The organism is Wansuia hejianensis (genome assembly GCF_014337215.1).
In the GTDB taxonomy this organism is placed as follows: domain Bacteria; phylum Bacillota; class Clostridia; order Lachnospirales; family Lachnospiraceae; genus Scatomonas; species Scatomonas hejianensis.
Window position 1 is genome coordinate 3,356,262 of the sequence record NZ_CP060635.1, and the last position, 11,937, is coordinate 3,368,198.

Below are 11,937 nucleotides of genomic sequence, written 5' to 3' on the forward strand. Positions count from 1 at the left end.
TGCCGGTTTTTCAGCATATGGATGGGAAAACGGTTTTTCTGCCTGCCTGTTTATGGTACAATGGAAGAGTAATTGTGAACAGTTTTTGGGAAGGCAGGAGAATTAATTTGTCGCTGCAATTAATAGCCGGGAACAGTGGTTCCGGGAAATCACACTATATCTATGAGAAAATTATACGGGAGTCTGTGGAGCATCCGGAGCGGAATTATCTGATGATTGTTCCGGAGCAGTTCACTATGCAGACGGAGAAAGAACTGGTTTCGCTTCATCCCAGAAAGGGGATCCTGAATATCGATGTTCTGAGCTTTAACAGGCTGGCTTACCGCGTTTTTGAAGAAGTGGGGGGGAACACCCGTCCGGTTCTGGAGGAGACGGGAAAGAGCCTGGTGCTGCAGAAGGTGGTCTGGGACCGGCAGAAGGAACTGAAGGTACTGGGAGGGACGTTGAGAAAATCAGGGTCTATAGCCCAGATGAAATCGCTGGTTTCTGAGCTTCTGCAATATAAGGTGGCGCCGGAGGATCTGGAGGAGTGGGTGCCGGAGCAGGAAGGCTGCCGGCTGCTGGCCTGGAAGCTGGAGGATGTGAAAACCGTTTACAGAGGATTTGCGGATTATCTGTCGGAACGGTATCTGACGGCTGAAGAGGTTCCGGAGGTGCTCTGCGGCGTGATCGGGAAATCCCGGATTCTGAAGGGCAGCACGGTGGTGCTGGATGGGTTTACCGGGTTTACGCCAGTGCAGAACCAGGTAATAAGGGAGTTGTACGGGCTGTGCAGCCGGATCTATGTGGTCGTGACACTGGACAGACGGGAAGAGCCCTGTCGGAATGACGGACCGCACAGGCTGTTCCACATGAGCCGCCAGATGACGCGAAAGCTGGTGGATATGGCCAGAGAGACGGGGACAGAGGTGCTTCCGGTGGATTGGGTGGTGCCAGGTATGAACGGGCGGTTTGCCGGAAACCGGCCTATGCATTTTCTGGAACAGCATCTGTTCCGTTATGATAAGCACGAATTTAGAGAGGAGCAGGAAGCCATCTCTGTGTGGGAGGCAGAGGACCCGGCCGGAGAGCTGTCCTATGTGGCGGGAACCATCCTCCGCCTGATCCGGGAAGAGGGATATTGTTACCGGGACTTTGCTCTGGTGACGGGAGACCTGCCCTCTTACGGCAGAGTGGCAGAAGCTGTCTTCGAGGCAGCGGATATCCCGTTCTTTCTGGATCAGAAGCATCCGGTGCTGATGAACCCTCTGGTAGAATTCATCCGGTCGGCGGTTGACATGGTGGTGCAGAATTTTTCGTATGAGAGTGTGTTCCGTTATCTCCGCTGTGGCCTTACGGACTTTACCAGGGAGGAGACAGACAGGCTGGAAAATTACGTGCTGGCCCTGGGAATCCGGGGCTGGAAGCAGTATGGGGAACGCTGGGTCCGGATGTACAGGAATATGAAACCAGAGGAGATCGGCAGTCTCAACGGTCTGCGGGAACGGTTCAGCTCTGGCCTGGAGGAATTTGTCACGGGAATGAGGGAGAGGAAATCGACGGCGTCCCGGAAGACAGAAGTGCTCTACCAGCTCATTGTCCGGAATGAGGTACAAAAGAAGCTAAAGCTGCAGGAAGAAAGTTTTCATGCGTTGGGCGAGGCGGCCATGGAAAAAGAGTATGCGCAGATTTACGGCATTGTCATGAACCTGCTGGATAAGCTGGTGGAGGTGCTGGGCAGGGAGCGCATGGGGATTAATGCCTATCAACAGATTCTGGAGGCAGGGTTCCAGGAGACACAGATCGGCCTGATCCCACCGGGAGGCGACCAGGTGCTGGTGGGGGATATCGAACGCACCCGCCTGAAAAATGTCAAAGTTCTGTTTCTCGCGGGCATCAATGAGGGGATTATACCAAAGCCTGTGTCGAAAGCAGGCATTCTGTCGGAGGTAGACAGGGAGTATCTGAGAAGCCGCTCTGTGGAGCTGGCGCCCACTGCCCGGGAAGAGATGTACCGCCAGCGGTTTTATCTGTACCTGAACCTGACGAAGCCCTCTGAGCGGTTGTATCTCTCATACTGCAAAGCGGATGCCAAGGGGAGTGCGCTGATGCCTTCTTATCTCATTGGTGTGATTACACGTCTGTTCCCGGGGATCAGAATATCGAAGCTGGCGTTGGAACGGAATGTGACAGACCGGCTGGAGACGTCTGAGGGCGCTATGGAACTGTTTCTCGAAGGGATTCAGAATATCCGGAAGGGAAGGACAGACGTGGGGTTTTTGGAGCTGTACCGCTGGTACCAAAAGGACGGGCAGAGGAAAAAGCAGCTGGAATGTCTGCTGCAGGCTGCATTTTATGAGAATCCCCAGACGGGGATCGGCCGCGCCGTGGCAAAGGCCCTGTATGGAGGAGTGCTGGAGAATTCGGCCACCAGGTTGGAGCAGTTTGCGGCCTGTGCCTTCGCACATTTTCTTCAGTATGGGCTGAAGCTCCGGGAACGTGAAAAATATGAGTTCAGCGCCGCTGACATGGGAACTGTGATGCATGAAACCTTGGAGAAGTTCTCAGAGAAGCTGGCCGGGAGAGGATACCGGTGGGCGGAGCTGACAGAGGAGCAGAGGGACTCGCTGGTAGATGAGTCGCTGGAAGAGATCGTACATGACTATGGGAATACAATCCTTCACAGCAGCAGCAGGAATACGTACCTGATTACCAGAGTTCAGAATATGATGCGGTGTACGGTGTGGGCGCTTCAGGAACAGATCCGTAAGGGGGCATTTGAGCCGGGCGGATTTGAGATATCCTTTGCTGCGGAGGATCATCTGGATTCCATCAATATTGATCTGTCCGAGGATGAAAAGCTGAAGCTGCGGGGGCGCATTGACCGTATGGACCGTTGTGAGACGGCTGATAAAATATATGTGAAAATTATAGATTATAAGACAGGAAATACTACGCTTGACCTGCTGGCCCTCTATCATGGGCTGCAGTTGCAGTTGGCGGTGTATCTCAACGCTGCGGTTGAGCTGGAGCAGAAGAAGCATCCTGAAAAAGAGGTGGAGCCGGCCGGGATTTATTATTATCATATACAGGATCCCTTCGTAACTGCAGGGTCTGTAGAGGATGAAAAGGATCAGGAGGAAATCCTGAAGGCGCTCAAGATGGACGGGCTTTCCCGCAATGAGGGGGAAATCCTGTCCCTTCTGGACCGCACGGTGCCTCCGGGCGGCCGTTCCAGCGTTATACCCGTGGGATATAACAAGAACGGAAGCCTGGCCTGGTATTCCAAGGTGGCGGAAAAGGAAGATTTCGAAGTGATCCAGAGGTACACAGACAGAAAGATCCGTGAGATCGGGCGCAGGATGCTGGCTGGAGAGACAGCTGTTTCCCCGTGCCTGACGGAGAAAAGGGATAGCTGCGCCTATTGTCCCTACCACGGAATCTGTGGCTTTGATGAGAGAATTCCTGGTTTTTCCTACCGGAGGCTGAGTAAACTGTCTCAGGAGGAGATTATGAAACTCATGCGGGAAGAATTGAGCGCAGGTGATGGAGGATCAGACGGAAAGGAGGGGAGTAATCCATGGGAGTGAAGTGGACACGGGAACAGGAGCAGGTGATCCGTCTTAGAGACAGGAATCTTCTGGTCAGCGCGGCGGCCGGCTCCGGGAAGACTGCCGTGCTGGTGGAACGCATCATTTCCAGGGTGACAGATCCTGTCCGGCCGGTGGATATCGACAGGCTGCTTGTAGTGACATTTACCAGGGCGGCGGCCGGAGAGATGAAGGAGAGGATTGGCAGGGCGCTGGAGGAGAAGCTCAGAGAGGACCCGGAGAACGAACATCTCCAGCGGCAGGGGATTCTTTTGCATCACGCGCAGATCAGCACCATCCATGGTTTTTGTACGTATGTGATTCAGAATTATTTTCACCGGATTGATCTGGACCCGGGATACCGGATTGCGGATGAAGGGGAACTGAAGCTTCTGAAGGGGGAGGTTCTCTCAGACCTGCTGGAAGAAGAGTATGCCTGGGGAGACAGGGACTTCCTGGAATTTGCGGAGGCCTTTGCACCAGGCAAGAGTGATAAAAAGATTGATGAATTGATTCTCCGCGTCTATGAGTTCGCTGTCAGTGATCCCTGGCCGGAGGGCTGGCTGGAAAGCTGCCGGAAGGCGTGCGTCATAGAGACGGAGGAAGAGCTTGAGAAATCTGCCTGGGTCCGCGCGGCACTGGATGAAGTGAAGCGGCTTCTGTCCAGCTGCCGGGAAGCGGCGTCGCAGAACGCGGCCCTCGCGGAGCGGCCCGGAGGCCCTTCCGTATATCTGCCGCAGCTTGCATCGGACCTTGAACTGATCGAGGGACTTATGGGGTGTGAGAGCTACGGAAAATTCTGCGAAGGATTTCAGAACCTGTCTTTTGCGCCGCTTTCGAGAAAAAAAGATCCCGATGGAGACCCCGGGCTGCGTGAGCAGGTCAAGGAGAGCAGGGCAGAGCTGAAAAAGCTGCTGGAAGGGATTCAGAAGCAGTATTTTACCGGGAGTCCGGAGGAAGTCCTAAAGGAGCTCGCCCTGTGCAGGCCCTCCATGGAGGTGCTCTGCCGCCTGGCTGTGAAGTTTATGAGAGAATTTTCGGAGCGGAAACGGGCAAAGAATCTCATGGATTTTTCAGACCTTGAACATTTTGCCCTGGATATCCTGCTGGAAAGGACGGAAGACGGCTGGGTGCGCACAGACGCGGCCCGGGAATTGTCGGAGCAGTTCGCTGAGATCATGATTGACGAGTATCAGGACAGCAACTATATCCAGGAATACCTGCTGGAAGCGGTATCCGGGACGGAAGAGGGGAACCTTAACCGGTTTATGGTCGGGGATATGAAACAGGCCATTTATGGCTTCCGGATGGCCCGTCCGGAGCTGTTTCTGGAGAAATACCAAACCTATACTTCTGAAGCCAGCAGCAGTCAGAGAATTGACCTGCATCAGAATTTCCGGAGCCGGCCGCAGGTTCTGGATACGGTCAATTATTTCTTCCGAAGGCTTATGAGGCCGGAGCTGGGAGGGCTGGCTTATGATGACGCGGCGGCTCTTCATGGGGGGGCGGCCTTTCCGGAAGGCGGGGACGCTTCTTTGCTGGAGACGGAATTGCTGTTAATAGACAGGAAATCACCTGAGTTTGAAGATGACCGGAGCCGGACAGCCATGATGGAGGCTGAGGCCCTGGCGGTGGCCCAGAAGATCCGTGGCCTCATGGGGAGCATGCAGGTGGCAGACCGCGATACGGGGCTCTACAGGCCCCTTCAGTACCGGGACTGCGTGATCCTGCTCCGTTCTGTCAGCGGATGGGCAGAAACTTTTGTCAGGGTTTTGCAGAGCGAGGGCATCCCGGCCTATTCAACCTCAAAATCCGGGTATTTTTCAGCGGTGGAAGTAGTTACGGTATTGAATTATCTGCGTATCTGCGACAATCCCAGACAGGAGATCCCCTACGCGGCCGTGCTTCGCTCGCCTATTGTGGGCTGTACAGACCGGGAGCTGGCACTGATTCGCTGCCATTCACCAGAATTGCCCATATATGAGGCTTCTGCTGCTTACGAGGCCGGAGGAGAAGAAGCAGCTTTAAGAGAAAAACTGGGAGCCTTCAGCAGGCAGCTCCGGGACATCCAGAGCATCGTTTCGCATACGCCCGTGCATCGGGTAATTCAGAAAATTTTTTCCATGACGGGTTACCGCTCTTATGCGGCGGCCATGCCCGGCGGAGAGCAGAGAGAAGCCAATCTGGACATGCTTGTGGAAAAGGCAGTAGATTTTGAGGCTTCCAGCTATCACGGGCTGTTTCATTTTGTGCGCTATATTGAAGAGCTGGAGAAATACCAGGTGGATTTCGGTGAAGTAAACCTCTATGGAGAAACGGCGGATACCGTGCGGATTATGACGATTCATAAGAGTAAAGGCCTGGAATTCCCGGTGGTATTTGTATCCGGAATGGGCGGCAGGTTTAACCAGATGGATCTGAACAGCCAGGTGGTACTTCATGCCGGCCTGGGAATCGGCATGGACGCTGTGGACGTGAAGAAACGGGCCAGAAAGTCTACGCTCATGAAACAGACGATCCGGCAGGCCATGAAGCGGGATCTGCTGGGAGAAGAGCTGCGTGTGCTCTATGTGGCGGTGACCCGGGCGAAGGAAAAGCTGATTCTGACGGGAATTGTGGATAACCTGGAAAAGAGAGTGCAGGCCTGTGGAATACAGCGGAATTTATGGAAAGACAGCCTTAGCTATGGCCTTTTGTCAAAAGCGGCAGGCTATATGGACTGGCTGCTGCCCGCCCTGTCCAGAAGCAGCAGCTTCCAGCCACTGTACCAACTGGTAAATGGAGAGGAAGCAGCAGGAATGGAGGAGGAAGCCTGCATCAGGCTGGAAGTGCTGACTCCCTCCCAGATGACGGTAGCCCAGATGGAAGTCCGGGTACAGCAGGAACTGATCCGTGAAAACCTGATCCGTGAAGACGATGGGCAGGTTTACGAGCCGGAGGTGCGAAACTTTCTGGAGAGGCAGAAGGCCTACCGTTATCCCTATGAATATCTTGCCGGAATTCCTGCGAAGATGACCGTCTCAGAGCTGAAAAAAGCAGGCGCAGACGAGCCGGGGCTTCAATTGTATGCGGAACCTGATATCATTCCCTATATCCCCCAATTTATGAAGCAGGTCCGGGAAGAGGCGGAAGGCGCTGCCCGGGGGACGATCTACCACAGAGTGCTGGAATGTCTGGACTACGGTCAGGTGGTAAGAAGTGAAGGCGGCGGGGGAGAAGCAGAGAAATCCATTCAGGACCAGATCGGCGATATGGTCAGAATGGGTAAACTGTCGGTAGCAGATATAGAGTGCCTGGACATAAATGACTTTTTAATATTCCTGGAATCACCTTTGGGTAAACGGATGAAAGCGGCTGCCCTGGCAGGACGCCTTCAGCGGGAGCAGCCTTTTACACTGGAGATACCTGCCAGTGAAGCGAATCCGTCCTGGCAGGGGGATGAAACTGTCCTTGTGCAGGGGGTGATCGATGCTTATTTTGAGGAAGAGGGCAGCTATGTGATCGTTGACTACAAGACAGACCGTGTTTACACAGCCGACGGCAGCGATCTGGCCAGAAAATACGGCCGCCAGCTACTGTACTACCGCCGGGCACTGGAACAGGTTACGGGGAGAGAGGTAAAGGAAATGTTAATTTACTCAGTGACACTGGGAAGGGAAATCTCAGTTTTGCTTCCAAGCGGACGGTGAGAGAGGAGGCGATTTGGATATCCAATCCCTTGCCACAAAACCAAAATTAATAATGGATTATGCTGACCGATAGTTCTGTAATAAAGCGCAGGGCTACCGGTCAAATTTTTTTATTTGCATAAAGTAACCGGTTTTACACACCTTTTACAAAGCTGTAAAGGTGATCAATCATAGGGCTTGCCGTTAGAATATAGGTCAGAGGGTGGTTTAAAAAGATGAATAACAGGGAGGATACGAAATATGAAAATAGCCATTGGATGTGATCCGAACGCGCGGCAGGCGAAGGAAGAGATGATCTGTTACATGAACCAAAAGGGGTACGGGGAGGTGACTGATTTTGGCAGTGATGATGTTATCTATACGAAAGTTGCTGTCAGAGTGGCAGAAGCGGTTGCGGCAGGAGAATATGACCGGGGAATCCTGATCTGCGGCACGGGTATCGGGGTATCACTGGCCGCCAATAAGGTGAGAGGCGCTTATGCGGCACTCCTGTCTGATATTTATTCGGCGAAAAGGGCGCGTTTAAGTAATGATGCTAATATTGCCTGCCTGGGAGCCTTTACTGTTGGAAGTAAGCTGAGGGAAGAATTGGTGGACGCCTTTTTGACGAATGAGTTTGAGCCGGGGTGTTCTTCCCAGGCTAAGGTGGATGCTCTCAGGGAGTTCGACCGGAATAGATAAAAGTTTTTTGCACCTTTGTCTAAGGGCAATAAGGTGTAATTTTCATTTCTTATTGTTAAAATATGGATAAAGTTGGAAAATGTATCATGAAAGCTTAAATTTACAGAGAAAGGTGAGTGGAAAACAGCTATGACGAAGAAGGAAAGAGTGCAGACAACGTTACGTCATGAAAAGGCGGACATGCTTCCGGTTGATTTTATGTATGAGGATTACCGGACGATGCAGCGATTTGCGGATCATTATGGTATGACATCGGAGGAACTGCTGGAGTATACCGGCTGCGATATCATGTACTGCAACGTGATGGATGAGGTTCAGAAATTCGTATACGATCCGGATCTGATGAACTTTGTGTTGACGCATGGATTTGCAAGGCAGGATGAAAATGATCCCCATATAGTGTATGACCGCTGGGGGATCGGATGGAGAACTGACCACGACGGTGAGCGGCCTGTAGAGAACGTTGTGATCCCAGATATTACAAAAGTATCTGAGCTGGTGGCCCCGGACCCCAATAAAGAGGGCCAGTTCTATGAGGTGGAGAAATATCTTGATTACTATAACTCGAAGGGCTATGCGGTAGCGGTCGGACAGTATTACGGGATGTTTGAAAAATGCTGGCTGATGCAGGGCTTTGAAAAAGGGCTGATGTCGCATTATGAATATCCGGATGAGGTGGAGGAATTGCTGGATAAGATCATGAACTACCGCATCGGCGTGTCTGAGAGGCTGGTTCAATATGATATAGCGTTCGGGCACAGCGGTGATGATTACGGAACCCAGCGCGGGCCGATGATGTCTCTGGATATGTGGAGAGAATTTTATAAGCCCCGCCTCGAAAAAATCTGGAAGGTATATAAAGACGCAGGTCTTGCAGTCGTTCACCATTCCTGTGGAGATTGTTCGCTTTTCCTGGATGACATGATCGAAATCGGGCTGGATGGAATCCACCCGGTGCAATCTGCCGCCATGGACATTGAAGCGCTGGGCAGGCGGTATGGGAATAATCTGGTGTTCTATGGCGCGATCGACTGCCAGCAGACGCTGAAGCTGGGCAGTCCTGAGGATGTCAGGGCCAATGTAAAGTATGTTGTAGAGCATCTGGCAAAGTATGGGAATATGGTGCTTGCGCCTATTAATATCATGCGTGATACAAGCTTTGAAAACTTTGAGGCCCTGGTACAGGCAGTCAGAGAATACAGACAGCTGTAAATCGCGCCTGTAGGATAGAGTCGCTCCTATGCCCTATAAGGGCGGGGGAAACAGCTTATGTAGTTCCACAATATAATATAAAGGAGGGTTTAGAAATGAAAAAAAGGACAAGGTGTTTGGCAGCGGTGATGCTGGCCGGGATTATGGCGCTGAGCCTGACTGCTTGTGGGGGAAAAGAGTCTTCCACAACAGGATCCGCAGCGAAAAGCTCGGAGAAAACTGAGCAGAAAACTGAGGATTCTTCCGGGACAAAACCATCAGAGGGGGGCGTCATTGCGCCAAAGAATGGGGATACATATTCTGTCGGTTTTGCCAGTTATTCTCTGGTATATGATTCCTGGACACAACTGGAAGCAACCGTTGCGCAGAATTGTAAAGACCTCGGCTGGAATTATTATTCTACAGACGCCAATGGCGATGTGACGCAGATGGTTGCGGATATTGAGGATATGGCCGCTCAGAATCTGGATTTTATCTTTGTAAACTGCGCGGACCCGGAGGCTATCTGTTCGACGGTGGACAGTGTGGTCGCCCAGGGAATCCCCGTGATCGCGCTTGATAACAAGATCAATACACAGTCGCTGCTGACTACAATTATTCCGGACAACAGAGAGAACGGAAGGCTCTGCGGTGAATGGGCGGCGTCTAAGATCCAGGGGACAGAAATTAACGCGATTATCATTTCGGGCGTTAAGGGCGAGCAGATTTGCCAGGATAGAAGACAGGGTGTGATTGAAGGTATCACAGAAGCGAAACTGATCAGTGACGGTGCCTGTGATTTCAATATCGTTTACCAGATGTATACGGATTGGTTTGAGGACGAAACAGTCAGCCAGCTGGAGGATTTCCTCGCTCGCGGCATCGACTTCAACCTGATTATTACGGAAGCTGATGTGATGGGGCTGCCGGCCTATCAGCTGCTGGTAGATAACGGCCTTCAGGATAAAGTGATCGTCTGCTCAACTGCTGACGCAGAGGTACGGGCGGTTGAACTGATTCAGGATTGTGACACCTATTGTACGGGATTGAACAGCTTTGTTCGTCAGGGCAATCTGGCGATTGAGACGGCACAGGCTTATTTCAACGGAGAAACCAAGTTCATGAGTGAGACATTCGTAGAAGGAGGATGTATCACAAAAGAAAACGCGGCAGAATATATTAACTCTGGCGTGCTGCTTGAGTCCTGACGCTTCGGGCAGATGCGCTAGAATCTGTACATGCGGCCGGTGTGTCAAAACCCGGCCGTATCTTATCAATAAGAAAGTGAGTATGGAATGAGTGAAAAATATAGTGTAGAGATGCGGAATATCGACAAGAAATTTGGCGGTGTCCACGCTTTAAAGGACGTCAGTGTTCGTTTCTGCTCAGGAGAAATACATTCTCTGGTCGGTGAAAACGGAGCAGGAAAATCTACTCTCATTAAGATCTTGTCTGGCATGTATGTGAAGGATTCCGGAGAACTGCTCATTCATGGGAAGACGGTGGAGGCGAAAAGCGTTTTTGAAATGAAGAAAAAGGGCGTTGATGTCATCTATCAGGAATTTGCCCTGGCGCCGGACTGTACGGTGGCCGAAAATATCTATATGAATCATCTCGCCGGACAGGACAGGCGTTTTATAAATTGGAAACAGCTGAATAAACGAGCGGAAAATCTTATTAAAAATATTGGCTTTAATATCAACCCCAGAGAGATGGTCGGCAATTTAAGTGTAGCATACCAGCAGATCGTCGAAATTGCCAAAGCTCTGAGCGCAGATGTTGATATATTGGTTCTGGATGAGCTGACAGCAGTGCTGTCACCCTATGAGACGGAAAAGCTCTTTGAAATATTAAGAGATCTCAGGGCAAAGGGCATGACAATCATCTACATATCTCACAGGCTGGAGGATGTGCTGGAATTGTCAGACCGTATCACTGTGCTCAGAGACGGTGAGAATGTGGCGGAATACAGAAAAGGTGAGATAGGCATCAGCGAGCTGGTCACCATGATGATGGGACGGGACCCCGGCGCCTTTTATCCGGAACGGAAAAATGTGACGGTTGGAAAAGAGGTGCTCAGGGTAGAAGGCCTTAACCGCGGCTTTCAGGTCCAGGCGGTGTCATTCAGTGTCCGGGCCGGGGAAGTGCTGGGAATTGCCGGATTGCTGGGCAGCGGAAAGACTGAATCCGTCAGAATCGCCTATGGCGCCGACCATGGAAAATACGCCGGAATCTATGTGGATGGAAAGCCCTGTAAAATTAACAGTCCTTATGCGGCGCAGAAGCTGGGTATTAATTATCTCTCAGAGAGCCGCAAGGACGATGGGATTTTACTGGATTTACCAATCGTTGAAAATATAACAATTTCAAATATGAGAGCCATCCAGAGGGGAATATTTATAAACAGAAAAAAAGAGCTAAATGCAGTGAAAGAACTGGTTAAAAAATTTACTGTAAAATGTGGAAATGTAAAGGACGCTGTTTCATCGCTGAGCGGAGGAAATCAGCAGAAGGTAAGTATTGCCAAATCACTTTTTGTCCCAACAAAAGTCCTGATTCTGGACGAACCGACCCGCGGGATCGACGTGGGTGCCAAGGTAGAGGTGTACAACATTATTAACGAGTTGGTAACGGCGGGTATGGCGGTTATTTTTGTGTCCTCGGAGATCGAAGAGATCGTGGGCATGTGCGACCGGGTAGTCGTGATGGGAGCCGGAAAGGTTCGCGGGGAACTGAAAAAAGATGAAATTACAAAGCAGCGAATACTGGAATTGTCCGGTTCAGCGTCAGAAGCGGGGTAAATAATT

6 protein-coding genes are annotated in these 11,937 nt (G+C 51.4%); all 6 read left to right on the plus strand.

The genetic code is table 11. The annotated features are described in order from the left end of the window. The first annotated feature begins 107 nt into the window (after window positions 1-107). The 6 genes from addB (at window position 108) to H9Q79_RS15420 (ending at window position 11,931) form a co-directional block, all read left to right on the plus strand. Window positions 108-3,569, plus strand: coding sequence for a helicase-exonuclease AddAB subunit AddB (gene addB / locus H9Q79_RS15395; RefSeq protein WP_118647151.1), 3,462 nt, complete (start codon window positions 108-110; stop codon window positions 3,567-3,569). After that, window positions 3,560-7,258 carry a helicase-exonuclease AddAB subunit AddA gene (gene addA / locus H9Q79_RS15400; RefSeq protein WP_249328685.1) on the plus strand — a complete coding sequence of 1,233 codons (3,699 nt, stop codon included), beginning with the start codon at window positions 3,560-3,562 and terminating at the stop codon, window positions 7,256-7,258. Before addB ends, addA begins: the two co-directional genes overlap by 10 nt. Window positions 7,259-7,498: 240 nt before the next feature. Beyond that, window positions 7,499-7,939: an RpiB/LacA/LacB family sugar-phosphate isomerase gene (locus H9Q79_RS15405; protein WP_118647122.1), complete on the plus strand. Its 441-nt coding sequence runs from the start codon at window positions 7,499-7,501 to the stop codon at window positions 7,937-7,939. A gap of 129 nt (window positions 7,940-8,068) precedes the next feature. Then, entirely contained in the window at window positions 8,069-9,151 is a 1,083-nt protein-coding gene (locus H9Q79_RS15410) for a uroporphyrinogen decarboxylase family protein (RefSeq protein ID WP_118647120.1), read from the plus strand. A 95-nt stretch (window positions 9,152-9,246) separates the two neighbouring features. Then, the gene (locus tag H9Q79_RS15415; protein ID WP_249328686.1) at window positions 9,247-10,338 is read left to right on the plus strand and encodes a substrate-binding domain-containing protein; all 1,092 of its coding nucleotides are present in this window, start codon (window positions 9,247-9,249) and stop codon (window positions 10,336-10,338) included. An 87-nt stretch (window positions 10,339-10,425) separates the two neighbouring features. Next, on the plus strand, window positions 10,426-11,931 hold the full coding sequence (locus H9Q79_RS15420; RefSeq protein WP_118647114.1) for a sugar ABC transporter ATP-binding protein: 1,506 nt from the start codon (window positions 10,426-10,428) through the stop codon (window positions 11,929-11,931). The last annotated feature ends 6 nt before the right edge of the window (window positions 11,932-11,937 follow it).

Excerpts from the sequence above, each read along its gene's own strand:
- addA (WP_249328685.1), top strand. The coding sequence starts at position 3,560 with ATGGGAGTGAAGTGGACACGGGAACAGGAGCAGGTGATCCGTCTTAGA.
- H9Q79_RS15415 (WP_249328686.1), top strand. The coding sequence starts at position 9,247 with ATGAAAAAAAGGACAAGGTGTTTGGCAGCGGTGATGCTGGCCGGGATT.
- H9Q79_RS15405 (WP_118647122.1), top strand. The coding sequence starts at position 7,499 with ATGAAAATAGCCATTGGATGTGATCCGAACGCGCGGCAGGCGAAGGAA.
- H9Q79_RS15410 (WP_118647120.1), top strand. The coding sequence starts at position 8,069 with ATGACGAAGAAGGAAAGAGTGCAGACAACGTTACGTCATGAAAAGGCG.
- H9Q79_RS15420 (WP_118647114.1), top strand. The coding sequence starts at position 10,426 with ATGAGTGAAAAATATAGTGTAGAGATGCGGAATATCGACAAGAAATTT.